The 17547-nt window shown below is 70.3% G+C and carries 14 protein-coding genes; 9 read left to right on the top strand and 5 right to left on the bottom strand.

Annotated elements, in window-relative coordinates:
• Positions 1-12: 12 nt before the first annotated feature.
• The 4 genes from JEQ17_RS34200 to ybaK all read left to right on the top strand — a co-directional run bounded on the left by JEQ17_RS34200 (position 13) and on the right by ybaK (position 4146).
• Positions 13-1596, top strand: coding sequence for an oxidoreductase (locus JEQ17_RS34200; RefSeq protein ID WP_200398853.1), 1584 nt, complete (start codon positions 13-15; stop codon positions 1594-1596).
• Positions 1597-1769: 173 nt separating this feature from the next.
• On the top strand, positions 1770-2825 hold the full coding sequence (locus tag JEQ17_RS34195; protein WP_234048478.1) for a hypothetical protein: 1056 nt from the start codon (positions 1770-1772) through the stop codon (positions 2823-2825).
• Positions 2826-2836: 11 nt separating this feature from the next.
• On the top strand, positions 2837-3577 hold the full coding sequence (locus JEQ17_RS34190) for an LON peptidase substrate-binding domain-containing protein (protein WP_200398852.1): 741 nt from the start codon (positions 2837-2839) through the stop codon (positions 3575-3577).
• Positions 3578-3642: 65 nt separating this feature from the next.
• Positions 3643-4146, top strand: a complete 504-nt coding sequence (ybaK, locus tag JEQ17_RS34185; protein ID WP_200398851.1) for a Cys-tRNA(Pro) deacylase — start codon at positions 3643-3645, stop codon at positions 4144-4146.
• A 170-nt stretch (positions 4147-4316) separates the two neighbouring features.
• On the opposite strand, the gene JEQ17_RS34180 is transcribed toward ybaK, so the two are convergent.
• The 4 genes from JEQ17_RS34180 to JEQ17_RS34165 form a co-directional block, all read right to left on the bottom strand.
• The gene (locus tag JEQ17_RS34180) at positions 4317-4952 is read right to left on the bottom strand and encodes an AAA family ATPase (RefSeq protein WP_200398850.1); all 636 of its coding nucleotides are present in this window, start codon (positions 4950-4952) and stop codon (positions 4317-4319) included.
• 34 nt (positions 4953-4986) lie between these two features.
• Positions 4987-5838: an ABC transporter permease gene (locus tag JEQ17_RS34175; RefSeq protein WP_200398849.1), complete on the bottom strand. Its 852-nt coding sequence runs from the start codon at positions 5836-5838 to the stop codon at positions 4987-4989.
• 70 nt (positions 5839-5908) lie between these two features.
• On the bottom strand, positions 5909-6934 hold the full coding sequence (locus JEQ17_RS34170) for an ABC transporter ATP-binding protein (RefSeq protein ID WP_200401866.1): 1026 nt from the start codon (positions 6932-6934) through the stop codon (positions 5909-5911).
• A 308-nt stretch (positions 6935-7242) separates the two neighbouring features.
• Positions 7243-8463 (bottom strand): NYN domain-containing protein, encoded by a 1221-nt coding sequence (locus tag JEQ17_RS34165; RefSeq protein ID WP_200398848.1) that lies wholly within the window; start codon positions 8461-8463, stop codon positions 7243-7245.
• 224 nt (positions 8464-8687) lie between these two features.
• On the opposite strand from JEQ17_RS34165, the gene JEQ17_RS34160 reads away from it, so the two are divergent.
• Positions 8688-8867, top strand: a complete 180-nt coding sequence (locus JEQ17_RS34160; RefSeq protein WP_200398847.1) for a hypothetical protein — start codon at positions 8688-8690, stop codon at positions 8865-8867.
• A 146-nt stretch (positions 8868-9013) separates the two neighbouring features.
• Here the strand turns inward: JEQ17_RS34160 and dnaE are convergent, their stop codons facing one another.
• Positions 9014-12553, bottom strand: a complete 3540-nt coding sequence (gene dnaE, locus JEQ17_RS34155) for a DNA polymerase III subunit alpha (RefSeq protein ID WP_200398846.1) — start codon at positions 12551-12553, stop codon at positions 9014-9016.
• A 247-nt stretch (positions 12554-12800) separates the two neighbouring features.
• Here dnaE and JEQ17_RS34150 point away from each other — a divergent pair, with 247 nt between their 5' ends.
• The 4 genes from JEQ17_RS34150 (at position 12801) to JEQ17_RS34135 (ending at position 17510) form a co-directional block, all read left to right on the top strand.
• Positions 12801-14129, top strand: a complete 1329-nt coding sequence (locus JEQ17_RS34150) for a DUF2252 domain-containing protein (protein ID WP_200398845.1) — start codon at positions 12801-12803, stop codon at positions 14127-14129.
• A 68-nt stretch (positions 14130-14197) separates the two neighbouring features.
• Complete coding sequence (locus tag JEQ17_RS34145) at positions 14198-14881, top strand: hypothetical protein (protein WP_143637812.1); 684 nt, start codon at positions 14198-14200, stop codon at positions 14879-14881.
• A 46-nt stretch (positions 14882-14927) separates the two neighbouring features.
• Positions 14928-15728 (top strand): DsbA family protein, encoded by an 801-nt coding sequence (locus tag JEQ17_RS34140; protein WP_200398844.1) that lies wholly within the window; start codon positions 14928-14930, stop codon positions 15726-15728.
• A gap of 123 nt (positions 15729-15851) precedes the next feature.
• On the top strand, positions 15852-17510 hold the full coding sequence (locus JEQ17_RS34135) for an alkaline phosphatase D family protein (RefSeq protein ID WP_200398843.1): 1659 nt from the start codon (positions 15852-15854) through the stop codon (positions 17508-17510).
• Positions 17511-17547 lie beyond the last annotated feature (37 nt).

Below are 17547 nucleotides of genomic sequence, written 5' to 3'. Positions count from 1 at the left end.
AAAGGGAAGACCGTGACCCAGGGGGCCGGCGTCCGCGCCGGAGAACTGCCCGATGACCTGACCGCCGCCGAAGCCGGGATGTGGCAGGCGTTCCGCAACGGCAGCGTGTACGACCTGCGCGCCGGGGACACGACCGTCGACGATCCGCACGGCGGCCATCCATGGGGTCCCGAGCGCTGTGTGCGGGCCCGGATAGTGGCCTGGCTGCTGCTGGACGGACCGCCCGCGCTCGACGGCCGCGTCGCCTCCCTGAAGCTGACCGGGGTCCAGATCATCGACGTGCTCGACCTCGCGGGCGGCACGATCGAGCCGTACGTCGAGATCAAGGGCTGCCGGTTCGAGAAGGAGATCCTGCTGCCGGAGGCCCGGTTCACGACCGTGCGCCTGGTGGACTGCGCGGTGCCGCGTCTCGAGGCGGCCCGGGTGCACACCGAGGGCGATCTGCATCTGCCGCGCTGCCGCTTCCACAACGGCGTACGCCTCACCGACGCGCACATCGGCACGGACCTGCTGCTCAACCAGGCGATCGTCTACCGGGACCGACGCGGGCGCTCCCTCACCGGCGACGGGATGACCGTCGGGCAGGACCTCCAGGCCGAGATGCTGGAGTCGCACGGCGAGCTGAGCCTGCGCGGCGCGAAGGTCGGCGTCTCGCTCAGCCTGCGCGGCAGCCGGCTCGCCAATCCGTACGGGAGCCGCCGCGCGCTGAACGCACCGCAGCTGACCGTCGAGCGGACGCTGTATCTGACCCCGGCGAGCGTCGGTGACCCCCTCCACACCAGCGGCCGCACCCCGGCGCGCGGCACCCGCGTCCAGCGGTTCGAGTGCGAGGGCGGGATCCGGCTCGACGACGGCCGCTTCGGGGACGCGGTCGACTTCGAGCAGGCCCGCCTGATCCTGCGGGACGGCGAGGAGGTCTCGCTGCGCCGCGTCCAGGTGCCCGAGCTGCGCTTCCTCGGCGAGCGGCCACAGCGCGGACGGGTCGTGCTGAACGGCGCGAAGGTGGTCAACCTCATGGACCAGGCGACCAGCTGGCCGGGCGCGGGCCAGCTGCAGATGGGCGGCTTCCAGTACGAGTACCTCGTACCGCGCGGCCCGTTCCCGCTGGCCCGGCGCCTGGAGTGGGTGGCCGCGGCGACTCCGGAGTACAACCCGGAGCCGTACGAGCGGCTGGCGACCGTGCTGCGCAACGGCGGCGAGGACGAGGACGCCCGCGAGGTGCTGCTCGCCAAGCAGCGCCACCGCCGCGAGAATCTGCCGATCGCCGCCAAGCTCTGGGGGTACGCACAGGACTGGACGGTCGCCTACGGATACCGGCCGGGGCGGGCGGCCGTGTGGATGGCCGTGCTGTGGGCGGCGACCTCCATAGCCTTCGCACACGCCGACCATCCGCCGCTCAAACGCGGCGAACATCCGCCGTGGAACCCCTCGCTGTTCGCCCTGGACCTGCTGCTCCCGGTCATCGATCTCGGCCAGGTCGGCTACTGGCAGCTGCGCGGCGGCTGGCAGTGGCTGTCCGCGGCGGTGATCCTGCTGGGCTGGATCCTCGCCACGACGGTGGCGGCGGGCGCGACACGGCTGCTGCGCAGGGGATGAGCAACGGCCGAGCAGGGTCTGAGCAGGCCTCTCACCCGGGTCGCGCACAGCCGCCGGACACCTGAACAACAGTCACCTTTTACCCGGCCTTGACCATTCCGCACGCAACCAAACCACGGTTACAAAAGCGTCACCGCGTACCCCCTGGCACCCGTCCGACCTGCGGGTTTTCAATGGGCACCACCATGGCACTGCTGCGCGCGCTCCTCCGTACCGCACGGATGGCACGGAACACCTCGCGCCTCGCCGCCGGTCTGTCCGCCGACGACGAGGTACTGCTAGACGCGCCCGACGAGCGGCTCGGACCGGCTCTCGTCGCCGCGGGCCGTGGCGAGTACGGAACCGCCGCGAAGCTGCTGTCCACCACCCGGGAGGCCGCCGAGTGGGAGAACCGCGACCGGTACGCGACACGCCTGGCCGCCTTCGCGCGCTCCCGGACGGAGTGGTTCGACGCCTGGTGCACCGACGCCCCGCACGACCCGGACGCCCTGCTGGTCAAGGCCGAGCTCGCGGTGTGCCGGAGCTGGGAGTCACCGGCCCGCGCCGAACTGCTGCGCCAGGTCGGGCCGCTGATCACCGCCGCCGCCGAGGGCGACCCGCGCGACCCGGTGCCGTGGCGCATCGCGCTCGACCACGCCCGGGGCACGAACACCCCGCACACCGCGTTCGAGCGGCTGTGGACCGAGGCCGTACGCCGCTCCCCGCACCACTACGGCTGCCATGTGGCCGCACTCCAGTACCTGTCCGCGGCCTGGTACGGCTCGCACCGTGAGTGCTTCGACTTCGCCGAGCGGGCCGCGCAGGACGCGCTGCCCGGCTCCCTCGTCCAGGCCCTGCCGGTGCGCGCCGCCTTCGCGTATCTGACCGAGGGCGGTGGAGCGGCCGTGCCGCGCGAACGCCTCGACGCGGCGGCCGACCTGGCGATCGCCGTCTCCGGGGAGTACGCGACCGCCGACCCCTGGCCCGCGGAGGTCCGCAACCTGCTCACCTACGTGCTGATCCGCCTCGAACGCTGGCAGGACGCGCTGGCGGAGCTGCACCGGATCGGGCCGTACGCCACCTCGTTCCCCTGGGACCGCGTCTCGGACGACCCGCTCGGCCAGTTCCTCGAACTGCGCGACGGAATACGGATCGAGGTGGCCTCGGGCATGCCCCTGAAACTACGCAACGGGGATCTTCCGTATCCACGGAGTGAGCACGGCGGACGTGCGCCCTCCGGTGACCATTAGGCTTTCTCGTCGTGACCACCGTCCGGCTCCCCCTCTTCCCCCTGAACTCGGTGCTGTTCCCCGGGCTCGTACTGCCCCTGAACGTCTTCGAGGAGCGCTATCGCGCGATGATGCGCGAGCTCCTGAAGACCCCCGAGGACGATCCGCGCCGGTTCGTCGTCGTCGCCATCCGCGACGGCCACGAGGTCGCGTCCACCGCGCCCGGTATGCCCGACCAGACCGCCGTACCCCAGCGCGGGCCCGCGGCGGGCTTCGGCGACGACCCGGCGAAGGCCTTCCACGAGGTGGGCTGCGTCGCGGACGCGGCGACCATCCGGGAACGGGCCGACGGCAGCTTCGAGGTGCTGGCCACCGGTACGACCCGGGTGCGGCTGCTCTCCGTGGACGCCTCCGGTGCCTTTCTGACGGCCGAACTGGAGGAGCTGGAGGAAGACCCCGGCGAGGAGGCCGGCGCGCTGGCCGAGGGCGTGCTGCGGGCCTTCAGGCAGTATCAGAAGCGGCTCGCGGGGGCCCGGGAGCGGTCCCTGTCGACCGGGGCCGAGCTGCCGGACGAGCCGGCCGTCGTCTCGTACCTGGTCGCGGCCGCGGCGATGCTCGACGTACCGGCGAAGCAGCGGCTGCTCCAGGCGCCGGACACGGCGTCCCGGCTCCGCGAGGAGCTGACGCTGCTGCGGGCGGAGACCGCGATCATCCGCAACCTGCCGTCGTTGCCCGCGTCGGAGCTGACGCGGGGCCCGACGAGTCTCAACTGACGCGGATCTCAACCGACGCGGACCGGCAAGGGCAAGTGGACCGGCGAGGGCGAAGGGCACGGGGCGTGGCCAAGAAGTCGAAGAAGCAGCAGCAGTCGGGCGGGACACCCGCGACCGTGGCGCTCACCGCGGCGGGCGTCGAGTTCACGGTCCACGCCTACGAGCACGACCCCTCGCACCCCTCGTACGGGGAGGAGGCGGCCGAGGCGATGGGTGTCTCCCCCGACCGGGTCTTCAAGACGCTGGTCGCGGACGTCGACGGGGAGCTCACCGTCGCCGTCGTGCCGGTGGCCGGCTCGCTCGACCTCAAGGCGCTGGCCTCGGCGGTGGGCGGCAAGCGGGCCGCGATGGCCGATCCGGCCGCCGCGGAGCGTTCCAGCGGGTACGTGCGCGGGGGGATCTCGCCGCTCGGGCAGCGGAAGCGGCTGCGTACGGTGCTGGACGCGTCGGCCTCGGCCCACGCCACCCTCTGTGTGTCCGCGGGGCGGCGGGGGCTCGAGGTGGAGCTCGCTCCGGAGGATCTTGCGAAGCTCACGGATGCGGTTCTGGCACCCATCGGGCGTGCGTGACCCCTCGACGGGGTGCCCGTTTTCGGTTAAGTACCGAGGGCATGTCGAAGAAGACGCGCAAGCGGAAGTGGCGGGTCAAGAAGGGGCGGTCCAACCACGGGCACCGCCCGGCGTAGGACCGCCTTCAGCTGCGGGTGCGTGGGGGTTGCTCGCGCGGTTCCCCGCGCCCCTTACGGGCCGCTCTGAGGGAACTGGGGCTGGCCGTACGGGTCCGGGTCTCTCGGGGCGAACAGGGCTGTCAGGCCCAGGTGGACCAGGAGGGCCGAGACGGACCAGGCGAGCAGGGCGCCCTTGGCGTTGAGTTCGAGGGGGGCGTCGAAGGTGACGCCCTTGCCGGCCTCCTTGGCGTGGGCGATCACGTCCTGGGTGGGGCCGAGCCAGATGCCCAGGCGCCAGGCGAGCAGGGAGGCGAGGATGCCTCCGACGGTGAGCGCGACGATCAGCGGGATGCCGCCGCGACGCCGCAGCAGGAAGACGACCACCGCGGTGACCAGGCCGAAGCCGACCGCGAGCAGGGAGAAGGTGCCGTCCACGCCGATGACCTGCTCCCCCTCCACATCCTTGGGGTAGACCGCCGCGCCGTCCGAGACCAGCGGCACACGCGGCGCCAGCCAGCACCACAGCAGTCCGAGCAGTACGCCGCCGATCGCCGTCGCGACCGTGATGACGGCGGCCTCGCGCAGTTCGGTCTTCATCCCGGGGCCGTCCTCCTCATGACCGGGCGCGTACCCGGGGGGCGGCGCCTGCCAGACGTGGTGCGGAGGCTGGTGGTTCGGCTGTGGAGGCGGAGTCAGCGGTGCGGTCACACCGACATCGTGCCAGGCCCGCCTGTCAGCCGCGTCACCGGACGGCCGCCCGGCGGTAGGCCCAGGTCGCCACGGCCAGCGAGGCGACGCCGACGCCCGCGCACACGGCGAGGTCGAGCAGGACGACACCCCAGTCCGGGTTCGCCCCGAAGGCCAGCGCGAAGGCCTCGACGCCGTACGTGGAAGGCAGCAGGTCACGCGCGTACTGGACGATCATCGGCAGCCGGTCCGGCGGCAGTACGCCGAGCAGCAGTGCGGCGGACATGCCCAACTGTCCGAGCAGTGTGGCGAGTTCGGGCCGCGGGGCGAGCAGTCCGAGCGCCGCCCCGAGTCCGGCGAGCGCAGCGCCCGCGAGCGGGATGACGGCGATGAGGATCCACAGATGGGTCAGCGGCAGCCCGAAGAGCATGCAGCCGACCACGGCGGTGACGAGGGTGCCGGGCACGGTGAAGGAGGCGTACGCGGCGGCCGCGCCGAGCACGACGGCGGCGGGTGGCACGGGCAGCGTCGCGTAGTGGTCGAGGCCGCCGCTGGCGCGCAGCTGGCCGAAGTACTGGGCGAGCAGGTTGAGCGCCACGAACGCGACCACGAGGACCGACGAACCGGCCACCACGGCGTGTGCCTCGTCCCCGCCGTCCACGACCCCGCGCATCAGGACCATGATCCCGACGGACTGGAAGGTCGCCACGAACAGCAGTGGGATCCGGGCCACCCGGGCCCGGGAGAGCTGCGCCCGGTAGACGGCGGCCAGGGCCGGCCAGAGCCGCGCGCGCGGCCCGAGCCCGGCTACGGCACGGACTCCGTCCTCCGTGTCCGTGCCATCACCGGGCCGGCTCCCGTCCGCACGGGCTGCGCCGGGCAGGACCTCGGCGGGTACGACACTCACGTCGAGCGGCTCCTGTTCGCTTCGGCTGTCGTCCTGTACCTGTTCCGTACGGCTGTGGAGGCCCGCACGCTCATGCCTTGACCAACCCCCGTACGTTTCCTGCGCTGCCGCCCAGCGCCAGGTACACGTCCTCCAGGCTCGGCGTGGCGAGCGTGAAGTCGTCCAGGGCCGCGAAGGCGGCGCCGCCGGTGACGGCCGCCACGGCCGCGCGGGCCTCCTCGGGGGCGAGCCGCAGCGACCAGCGACGGCCCGACTCTACGGCCCGGTCGCGCAGGGCGGCGACCTCGGGCACGTCGAGGGGAGCGCGCTCGCGCCAGACGAGTTCGAGGCGCACCTCGCCTGCGACCTGCTCCTTCAGCCCGGAGGGGGTGTCACAGGCGATGACGCGGCCCCGGTCGAGGACGGCGACCCGGTCGAGGACCGTCTCCGCCTCGATGACGTTGTGGGTGACCAGGAGGACCGTCGTGGCGTGCTCGACCCGGCGCCGGTCGACGGCGCCCCAGACGGCACGGCGGGCGACGGGGTCCATGCCGGTGGTCGGCTCGTCGAGGACGAGGAGCGGCCGCGCGCCGACGAGTGTGGTGGCGAAGCAGGCGAGTCTGCGCTGCCCGCCGGACAGCTTCTTCAGCGGCCGCGAGGCCAGCGCGGTGAGCCCCAGCTCCTCCAGGACCGCGTCCCGCTCGGCCCGCGCGCTGCGCACGTCGAGCCCGCGCAGCCGCCCGGTGGTCTCCGCGGCGAGTGACACGGTCAGCTCGTCGAGCGCGGTGGACTCCTGTCCCAGGTACGCCAGAATCCGCGCCGCCCGCTCGGGGTGGCGCACGATGTCGTGGCCGAGGATCTCGACACTGCCGCGGTCGGGGCGCATCAGCCCGGTCAGCTGCCGTACGAGGGTGGTCTTGCCCGCTCCGTTCGGCCCGAGCAGCCCGAAGATCTCACCTCGCCGGATGTCGAGCCGTACCCCGTCGGTGGCCCGCACCTCCGGCGTCGCGGGTGCTCCGCGCCGCCCGCGCACCGCCGGATAGGTCTTCGTCAGATCCCGCACCGCGCACACGACATCCCCACCGTGCCCATTCCGGACTCCCTGTGCGGCGCGCATACTCACGAGGACTGAGGGTACGGGGTCCCGCCCCCACAACGACGCCCGGGGCGGGCATACACCCAATATCGGCCCCGCCAGGGGCGCGAGGAACGGCGCGAGCAACCCCCACGCCCCGCAGCGAACAACGCAGGCCCGTGCCCCGTCAGGGGCGCGGGGAACTGCGCGAGCAACCCCCACGAACCCGCGGTCGACAACGCCGGTTCACGCCCCTCCAGGGGCGCGGGGAACTGCGCGACAAGCCCCCACACCCCCGCAGACAACACACAACCTCCAAGGCCGGCGGCAAGCCAACCTCAGCGAACCCCCTACTCCCCTGCGGGAGCATGTTCGGCCGCGGTCCGCACATCGATCTCCCGCCAGAACCCCGCCCGAATCGCATACCGATCATGCTCATCGATCTGATCGTCCTTGTGCGCGAGCAGCCCGAACCGAGCCGCATACCGCAACAACTCCCCGTCGATGCGATGCGGCACCCGCGGATACATCGTCGACAGCTTCTGCAACTGGGCCTGGTCCGACAACCGCCCCATCCACCGCCGGGCAAAAACCTGCCCGACCTCGTACGGATCCCCACCCACCGTCGTGATGTCCTCCTCACGATCGGCCCACCGCTGCTCGGCCGACGTGAGCTGCGCGAGCGTGGGCAGCAGCGCGGCCTCCGCGGACTCCGCCGCGGTACCGGGCCGGTCGACCCACCCCTTGTCGGAGGACCACCGCAGCGTCGCGTTCGCGGGCTGCGGATGCGCATGCGTCCCGGGCGCCCGCAACGCGGCCAGATCCTTCGGCGTCGGAACGCCGCCCTTTGCGGCCGGCACCCTCTCCTCCGTGCCGTTCTCACTGGGCGCGGCCTGCGTGTGCTCGGCGTCCCGCGAGGGCCGCTCACCCGCGGAGGTCAGCGCGGACTCGGGCAACGGCGCGGAGAGGATCGCGGCGATCTCCGGCCGCGGGACGGGCGGCGGCGCGCAGACCCCGCCGAGATCCTTGGCCTGTACGGCCTTGGTGATCCAGACGCGGTCGAGGACACGCCGCTCGTCGGCCTCGGCCACAAGGTCCTCGGACTGGTTGTAGTCGCCGTCGGCAGCCTGCACGGCCCACAGGTGCACGGCGACCCCGTGCTCCTTCGCGGCCATCATGCCGGGCAGCAGATCCCCGTCCCCGGTGACGAGCACGACGTCGGAGCAGGCCCGGTTGCGCGCCAGCTCCGTGAGCTCGGCGTGCATGGCGGCGTCCACACCCTTCTGCGCCCAGCGCCCGTCGCTGCGGGTCAGCGCACCCAGGCGCACCGTGACCCGCGGCATCACCCGCAGTCTGCGGTGCTCGGGCTGCGGTACGCGGTCGGGGGCGCCGTCGAACCAGTAGATGCGCAACAGGGGCCGTTCCGTGTCGGACTCGGCGCGCTCGCGCAGGCCCTGGATGAGGGCGGCGTGGTCGACGGTGATCCGGGAGCGGGAGGAATCCCCGGCGAGAAGACTGGCAGCAGCCCCGAGCAGGTACCCGGCGTCCACCAGGACAATGCAGCGGTCCACGCGATCCACCCTCTTTCCGGGAGGTTTGCTTCGGGCTTCCTTCGAGTCTGCCCGACCCTGCGGAGGTTAACGGCCGGAACTCGATCTTCGGCGTGGCGGATCGGGAGATCACTCACCGACAGGGCTTATTACGCACGGTAATTCTCCGAAATGCGCTTGTTGTCGCGCTATGTGAGTCTGGTCCCGGCCCTGGCCCCGAGATCCCCCGTAGGAGGCAGATCACCATGGCCAAGAACAAGAACCGCAAGCAGGGCGGGCAGCAGGACCGCTCCTCGCAGGCCGAGCGCGCGCAGGAGCAGGCAGACCGGTCCTCGGCGGAGGCGCAGCGTTCGCCGATGTCGCAGGCCCAGGGCAGCCCCGCCGATGTTGCCCGTAAGCACCAGAAGCGCTTCGGCCACAACTGAGGCCCGCGCCAGGCTTGTTGAGGCCTGTTGAGGGCTGCCGAAGCCCAGACGCACGACGAGGGGCGCATCCGCGACGGATGCGCCCCTCTCGTATGCTCTCGTCTGCCGACTGCCGGTCCGGGCCGTCTCAGACGTCGGCCACCGGTTCAGCCCGCCAGGCAGGACGGCCCGAGCAGCACTTTCAAGTCACCGAAGAGCGCGGGGTCCGGCTTCACCCGGTGCCGGTCGAGCCGCAGGACCGTGGTCTTGCTCGGGCCCTGGAGCCTGATCCGCACCTCGCTCTCGCCCTTGTGGTGGCTGAGGATCTCGCCGAGCCTGCTGATCATCGGCGGAGTGACCTTCAGTGCCGGGATGGTGAGGATCACGGGCGCGTTGGTGCCCGCGTTCGACAGGTCCGGGACCTGGAGTTCCATCGCGACGAGCCGGGGCACGTCCTCGCGCTTGTCGAGGCGTCCCTTGACGAACACCACCGCGTCCTCGACGAGTTGGGTCGAGACCAGCTGGTAGGTCGCCGGGAAGAACATGCACTCGATGGAGCCCGCGAGGTCCTCGACGGTGGCGATCGCCCAGGCGTTGCCCTGCTTGGTCATCTTGCGCTGCAGCCCGGAGATAATGCCGCCGATGGTGACGACCGCGCCGTCCCCGTGCTCGCCGCCGGTGAGCTGGTTGATGCCCGCGTCGGCCTTGTCGGACAGCACGTGCTCCAGGCCGAAGAGCGGGTGGTCGGAAACGTACAGGCCGAGCATCTCCCGCTCCTGGGCGAGCAGGTAGGCCTTGTCCCACTCGTCGGTGGTGAACTCGACGTCGAGCCCGAAGCCGGGCTCGCTGCTGTCGTCCTCGCCCATGCCGCCGAAGAGATCGAACTGGCCCTCGGCCTCCTTGCGCTTGACCGCGACCACGTTGTCGATCATCGGCTCGAAGTGCGCGGTGAGGCCCTTGCGGGTGTGCCCCATCGTGTCGAAGGCGCCGGCCTTGATCAGCGACTCCGTGGTGCGCTTGTTGCACGCGGCCGCCTCGACCTTGTCGAGATAGTCGGGGAACGAGCCGTACTTGCCCTTGGCCTTGCGGCTGCGGATGATCGACTCGACGACGTTCGTACCGACGTTGCGCACCGCCGAGAGGCCGAAGAGGATCACGTCGTCGCCCTGCGCGGCGAAGTTCTGCTCGGACTCGTTGACGTTCGGCGGCAGCACCTTGATCTTCATGCGCCGGCACTCGTTGAGATAGACCGCCGACTTGTCCTTGTCGTCCTTGACCGAGGTGAGCAGCGCGGCCATGTACTCGGCCGGGTAGTTCGCCTTCAGATAGCCGGTCCAGTACGAGACCAGTCCGTACGCGGCCGAGTGGGCCTTGTTGAACGCGTATCCGGCGAAGGGGACCAGCACGTCCCACAGGGCCTGGATCGCCTCGTCGCTGTAGCCGTTCTTCCGGGCGCCCGCCTGGTAGAGGACGAAGTTCTTCGCCAGTTCCTCGGGCTTCTTCTTGCCCATCACGCGACGGAGGATGTCGGCCTCGCCGAGCGAGTAGCCGGCGATGATCTGGGCGGCCTTCTGGACCTGCTCCTGATAGACGATCAGGCCGTAGGTGACCGCCAGGACCTCTTCGAGCGGCTCCTCCAGCTCCTTGTGGATCGGTGTGATCTCCTGGCGCTTGTTCTTGCGCTCCGCGTAGTTGATGTGCGAGTTCATGCCCATCGGGCCCGGCCGGTAGAGGGCCGAGACGGCGGAGATGTCCTCGAAGTTGTCGGGCTGCATCTGGCGGAGCAGCGAGCGCATCGGGCCGCCGTCGAACTGGAAGACGCCGAGCGTGTCACCGCGGCAGAGCAGTTCGAAGGTCTTGGGGTCGTCCAGCGGGAGGGCGAGCATCTCCAGGTCGATGCCCTTGTTGGCCTTCACCATCTTGATGGCGTCGTCCATGATCGTGAGGTTGCGCAGGCCCAGGAAGTCCATCTTGAGCAGGCCGAGCGACTCGCACTGCGGGTAGTCCCACTGTGTGATCGTGACGTTGTCGGTGTGCCGCACCCAGACCGGGGCGTGGTCGACGATGGGCTCGCTGGACATGATCACGCCGGCCGCGTGCACACCCATCTGCCGGACCAGGCCCTCGACGCCCTTCGCGGTGTCGATGACCTTCTTCACGTCCGGTTCGTTCTCGTACATCCCCCGGATCTCGCCCGCCTCGCCGTAGCGCGGGTGCTTGGGGTCGGTGATGCCGTTCAGATCGATGCCCTTGCCGAGGACGTCGGCGGGCATGGCCTTGGTGAGCCGGTCGCCCATCGCGTAGGGATAGCCCAGCACGCGCGCGGAGTCCTTGATGGCGTTCTTCGCCTTGATCTTTCCGTACGTGCCGATCATGGCGACCTTGTCGGCCCCGTACTTCTCCGTCACATACCTGATCACCTCGACGCGCCTGCGCTCGTCGAAGTCGATGTCGACGTCGGGCATGGAGACGCGCTCGGGGTTGAGGAACCGCTCGAAGATCAGGCCGTGCGGGATCGGGTCGAGGTCGGTGATGCCCATGGCGTACGACACGATCGAACCGGCCGCGGAACCACGGCCGGGGCCGACCGCGATGCCCTGCTTCTTGGCCCACATGATGAAGTCGGCGACGACGAGGAAGTACCCCGGGAACCCCATCTGGATGATGACGTCCATCTCGTACTCGGCCTGCTTCTGGCGGTCGTCGGGGACGCCGCCGGGGAAGCGGCGCGCCATGCCGCGGCGCACCTCCTCCTGGAACCAGGTGACCTCGGTGAAGCCGTCGGGGATGTCGAACTTGGGCATGAGGTTCTTCGCCTCGAACATGCCCGTCGTGTCGATCTGTTCGGCCACCAGGAGAGTGTTCGCACACCCCTCCTGCCAGGCCTCCGAGGAGTCGACGGCGTACATCTCGTCCGTCGACTTCAGGTAGTAACCGGTCCCGTCGAACCGGAAGCGGTCCGGATCGGAGAGGTTCTTGCCGGTCTGGATGCACAGCAGCGCGTCGTGCGCGGTCGCCTCGTGCGCGTACGTGTAGTGCGAGTCGTTGGTCACCAGCGGCGGGATGCCGAGCTTCTTGCCCACCCGCAGCAGGTCGTCACGGACCCGGCTCTCGATCTCGATGCCGTGGTCCATCAGCTCCAGGAAGTACCGGTCCTTGCCGAAGATGTCCTGGTATTCGGAGGCCGCCTTCACCGCCTCGTCGAACTGGCCCAGGCGCAAGCGGGTCTGCAGCTCACCAGAAGGACATCCCGTGGAAGCGATCAGCCCCTCGGACCACTGGGAAATGGTCTCCTTGTCCATCCGCGGCCACTTCTGCAGCCAGCCCTCGGCATACGCGTCCGAGGACAGCCGGAACAGGTTGTGCAGGCCCGTCTTGTCGGCCGCCCAGATCGTCTTGTGCGTGTAACCACCGGAGCCGGAGACGTCGTCCCGCTTCTGGTGCGGCTGACCCCACTTGATCTTCCGCTTGTTGCGTCGCGACTCGGGGGCGACGTACGCCTCGATGCCGATGATCGGCGTGACGCCCGCCTTCTTGGCCGAGTGGAAGAAGTCGTACGCCCCGTGCAGGTTGCCGTGGTCGGACATCGCGATATGGGTCATGCCCATCTCGTTGCACGCGTCGAACATGTCCTTCAGCCGCGCGGCACCGTCCAGCAGCGAGTACTGGGTGTGGACGTGCAGGTGCGTGAACGGCGGCTTTGACACGGCTTCGGCCTCCAAGAAGAACAGGTGTCGACGACGGTCCGACCGGCTGCGAACAGTCTGGCGGACAGCGTCGAAGTCTATGCCTCGGCACTGACACTCGGAGCGGTCTCCCCCGTACCTTCGTGAGGGGAGAACGGGCACTCCCGCGTACCTTCGTCCGTTGGAAGACGACGGAGGCATCCGCTCCGGCGGACGGCACTTTCCGTCCCACTTGTCATGCACCACCTGCACCAGGAGGCACCAAGCGATGTCGGTTCCGCAGCTCAGCGCCGAGCAACGCGGCGAACAGATCCTCGCCGTATTCGACACCGCCTTCGGCGAACTGCTGGCCGCCGACCCGGCCGCGTTCCGCGTGAAGTTCCGGAAGATGGCGGCCTCCGCGTTCGCCTTCTACCGCGGCACGGCCGGCCTCTTCTACCACGACCTGGAGCAGGAGAAGCGGGGCGGACCGTACCTGGACGAGCGCACCTCGCGCGTGTGGATCCACGGCGACCTGCACGCGGAGAACTTCGGCACGTACATGGACGCCCAGGGGCGCCTGATCTTCAACGTGAACGACTTCGACGAGGCGTATGTCGGCCCCTTCACCTGGGACCTCAAGCGCCTCGCGGCCTCGGTGGCCCTGATCGGCTACGCGAAGGCGCTGAGCGACGAGCAGATCACCGACCTCGTCCGGACGTACGCGGCGGCCTACCGCGAGCGCATCCACGCCCTGGCGACGGGTGCCAAGAGCGACGAGGTGCCGCCCTTCACGCTGGACACCGCGCAGGGCCCGCTCCTGGACGCCCTGCGTGACGCCCGCTCGCTGACCCGCTTCGGGCTGCTCGACTCGATGACCGAGATCCGCGACTTCGAGCGCCGCTTCGCGCCGGGCGGCGGCTCCATCGAGCTGGACGCGGCCACGCGCTACAAGGTCCTCGCGGCCTTCGACGGCTATCTGGAGACGCTGCCCGAGGCGTCCCTGTCCCGCCCCGACTCGTACCGCGTGAAGGACGTCGTGGGCCGCCGCGGCATCGGTATCGGCTCGGCGGGGCTGCCCTCGTACAACATCCTTCTGGAGGGCGCCACCGACGCCCTGGAGAACGATGTGGTGATCTACATCAAGCAGGCCCAGACCCCGGCCGTCTCCCGGCACATCACGGACTCCTCGATCCGTGAGTACTTCCAGCACGAGGGCCACCGCACGGTGATCTCCCAGCGCGCCCTCCAGGCGCACGCCGACCCGTGGCTGGGCTGGACCGAGCTGGACGGCGCGGGCCAGCTCGTCGCCGAGGTCTCGCCGTACGCGGTGGACCTGGACTGGGGCGACATCGACGACCCGGAGGAGATCGCGGCGGTCGTCGCGGACCTCGGCCGCTCCACCGCCACCATGCACGCGGCGGCGGACGACGAGAGCGGCCACTCGGAGCTGGTGCCGTTCTCCACGGAGCGCGCCATCGACGCGGCGATCGCGGGCGACGAGGACAGCTTCGGCGACCTCCTTGTCGACTTCGCGCATGAGTACGGCGCACGGGCGCGTGCCGACCACCAGATCTTCGTGGACCTCTTCCGTAACGGCCGGATTCCGGGCCTGTAGGCATCGCACAACGCACAGGAACCCTTTAGGGACCTCTTACAGGAGTACGTGGGACACTCTCCACCGCTATGGACATATCCGGGACCCAGCTCAGAGCCGTGCGCGCGGCGCTGTTCACGGCACTCGTCGTGACACTCAGCACCGCGTCGCACGTGCTGCTGTCCCAGGTCCCGCTGCCGCTCACCACCGTGGCCGTGATCGCGGGTGCCGTCTTCGTCGTCGCGTACGCGCTGGCGGGCCGTGAGCGCGGCTTCGGGCGGATCGCCGCCCTGCTGATCCCGCTGGAGCTGGCCGCCGACACGCTGTTCACCGCCGGCCAGCACGCCTGTTACGGCAAGGCGGGCGGCCCGGTCGCCGGCCCGCTGCGCTCGGTCGGTTTCGACGTGCTGTGCGGCGGCGAGGTCGGCACCCCGCTGGCGCGCGTCACCGGCGGCGAAACCCAGCCCGCCGCGGCCCTGCTCGCGAACGCCGACCCGGCAGCCGCCTGGCTGCTGCTCGGCGCGCACATCGGTGTGGGGCTGCTCGCGGCCGCCTGGCTGCGGCGCGGCGAGCGGGCCCTGGCCCAGCTCCTGGACGCCGTGGCCGCGGCCACCTTCCGGCCCCTGCTGATCGCGGTCGCCGCGGTGACCGTCCACTTCACTCCCGTACGCCGGCTGCCGCGCCCCACGCGCCGGGTCGCCGCCACGCGTACGCGCCTGTTCGTGCACTCCCTGGGACGGCGTGGACCGCCGTGCTCGGCCGTATTCGCCTGAGCACGCCAGTCCCCATCCACCTGTCATCACCACGGAGAACACCATCATGAGCAAGAGGAACAGCCAGGCCGCGAAGTCGGCGGCCCGTGAGCGGCTGCGCGTCGAGCGCGAGCGTCAGGCCAAGCGCGAGAAGGCCAGGCGGCAGCTCATCGTCGCCGGTTCGATCGTCGCGGTGCTCGCGATAGCCGGCGGCATCGGCTACGCCGTCGTACAGAACAACGAGCCCTCGAAGTGGGACGCGGCCGCCGACGCGAAGGTCGTCGCCCCCGCCAACACCAGCGGCACGAACGGCACGACCATCGTGGCCGGCGACTCCAAGACCAAGAACACGGTCCACCTCTACGAGGACGCGCGCTGCCCGGCCTGCGCCTCCTTCGAGCAGACCGTCGGCGAGACCGTCAACAAGGGCATGACGGACGGCGACTACAAGCTGTCCTTCACCCTCGGCACCTTCCTCGACGGCAACCTCGGCGGCGACGGCTCGAAGAACGCGCTGAGCGCGCTCGGCGCCGCGCTGAATGTGAGCACCGACGCGTTCCTTGAGTACAAGACCGCGCTGTACTCGACGAAGTACCACCCCGAGGAGACGAAGGACGAGTTCTCCAAGGACAGCTACCTGATCAAGGTGGCGGACACGGTGGACGCGCTGAAGGGCAACAAGAAGTTCCAGGACGCCGTCGAGAAGGGCACCTACGACGCCTGGGCGATGAAGATGAGCAAGACCTTCGACGACGCCAAGGGTGTCGACTCGACACCGACCATCAAGATCAACGACAAGGTGATCAAGAACCCGAGCACCGTCGCCGACTGGCAGACGGCGCTCAAGGACGCGGGCGTCACCAAGTAGCCCGAGCAACACGCGCGGCGCACGTTACGCACGGCGAAAGGGCGGGCGAACTCTTCCGGGTTCGCCCGCCCTTCACGTTTTCTGCCTTACCGAAAGCGCTACCCGTCAGTAATCTGATCGGCCGTGACCAGTCGACTCAGATCCCTCTCCAGTCCCAACTCCCCCGCCCCGCGCCGCCGTACGGTGGTCAAGGCGGCCGCGGCCACCGCCGTGCTCGGAGCCCCGCTCGCCGCCGCGCTGCCGGCCCGCGCCGCCGAGGCCCCCGCCTTCCTGCACGGCGTCGCCTCCGGTGACCCGCTGCCGGACGGCGTCCTGCTGTGGACCCGGGTGACGCCCACGCCCGAGGCGACACCCGGCTCCGGTCTCGGCCCTGACGTCCAGGTCGGCTGGACGGTGGCCACGGACAAGGCGTTCACGAACGTCGTCGCGAAGGGCTCCACCACCGCGACCGCCGCCTCCGACCACACCGTCAAGGCCGACATCCGCGGTCTGAAGCCCGCCACGGCGTACTGGTTCCGCTTCTCCAGCGGGGGCACGGACTCACCGGCCGCCCGCACCCGCACCGCCCCGGCCCATGACGCGGCCGTGGCCGGTATGCGCTTCGGCGTGGTGTCCTGCGCCAACTGGGAGGCCGGCTACTTCTCCGCCTACCGGCACCTGGCCGCGCGCGGCGACCTGGACGCCTGGCTGCATCTGGGCGACTACATCTACGAGTACGGCACCGGCGAGTACGGGACGCGCGACACCGTCGTACGCCCGCACGCCCCCGCGCACGAGATAGTCAGCCTCGCCGACTACCGCACCCGGCACGGCCGTTACAAGACCGACCCGGACCTTCAGGCCCTGCACGCGGCCGCCCCCGCCATAGCGATCTGGGACGACCACGAGTTCGCCAACGACACCTGGTCGGGCGGTGCCGAGAACCACACCGAGGGCGCGGAGGGCACCTGGTCCGCCCGCCAGTCGGCCGCCAAGCAGGCCTACTTCGAGTGGATGCCGGTGCGGCCCGCGATCGAGGGGACCACCTACCGGCGGCTGCGCTTCGGCAAGCTGGCCGATCTCTCGCTGCTCGACCTGCGCTCCTACCGCTCGCAGCAGGTGAAGGTCGGCAACGGCTCGGTGGACGACCCGGACCGTACGCTCACCGGCCGGGCCCAGCTCGACTGGCTGAAAGCGGGGCTGAAGTCCTCCGACACCAGCTGGCGGCTGGTCGGCAACTCCGTCATGATCGCGCCGTTCGCCCTCGGCTCGCTCTCCGCCGAACTCCTGAAACCGCTCGCCGAGCTGCTCGGCCTGCCCAAGGAGGGCCTGGCCCTCAACACCGACCAGTGGGACGGCTACACCGACGACCGCCGCGAACTGCTCACGCATCTGCGGGACAACGCGATCCGCAACACGGTCTTCCTCACCGGCGACATCCACATGGCCTGGGCCAACGACGTGCCGTACAACGCCGGTACGTATCCGCTGTCGGCGTCCGCCGCCACCGAGTTCGTCGTCACGTCGGTGACCTCCGACAACCTCGACGACCTCGTCAAGGTCCCGGAGGGCACGGTCTCCGCCCTCGCCTCACCGCTGATCCGGGCCGCCAACCGGCATGTCCACTGGGTCGACACCGACCGCCACGGCTACGGCGTCCTGGACCTCACCACCGAGCGGGCGCAGATGGACTACTACGTGCTGTCCAGCCGCACGTCCGCGAACGCGACGACGTCCTGGGCCCGTTCGTACCGCACGCGCAGCGGCACGCAGAAGGTGGAGCGGGTGTACGACCCGGTCTGATCCGGCACGGCCGGGCCGGAGCCCGTCGCCGCCGGAC

Source organism: Streptomyces liliifuscus (assembly GCF_016598615.1).
In the GTDB taxonomy this organism is placed as follows: Bacteria; Actinomycetota; Actinomycetes; order Streptomycetales; family Streptomycetaceae; genus Streptomyces; species Streptomyces liliifuscus.
Note: the sequence above shows the minus strand (reverse complement) of the source record. Positions and strands in the feature narration are given on the sequence as shown.

Bases quoted from the DNA above. Each gene is read 5' to 3' on its own strand.
- JEQ17_RS34195 (WP_234048478.1), top strand. From the start codon at position 1,770: ATGGGCACCACCATGGCACTGCTGCGCGCGCTCCTCCGTACCGCACGG.
- JEQ17_RS34170 (WP_200401866.1), bottom strand. From the start codon at position 6,934: ATGCGCGCCGCACAGGGAGTCCGGAATGGGCACGGTGGGGATGTCGTG.
- JEQ17_RS34160 (WP_200398847.1), top strand. From the start codon at position 8,688: ATGGCCAAGAACAAGAACCGCAAGCAGGGCGGGCAGCAGGACCGCTCC.
- JEQ17_RS34150 (WP_200398845.1), top strand. From the start codon at position 12,801: ATGTCGGTTCCGCAGCTCAGCGCCGAGCAACGCGGCGAACAGATCCTC.
- JEQ17_RS34145 (WP_143637812.1), top strand. From the start codon at position 14,198: ATGGACATATCCGGGACCCAGCTCAGAGCCGTGCGCGCGGCGCTGTTC.
- JEQ17_RS34140 (WP_200398844.1), top strand. From the start codon at position 14,928: ATGAGCAAGAGGAACAGCCAGGCCGCGAAGTCGGCGGCCCGTGAGCGG.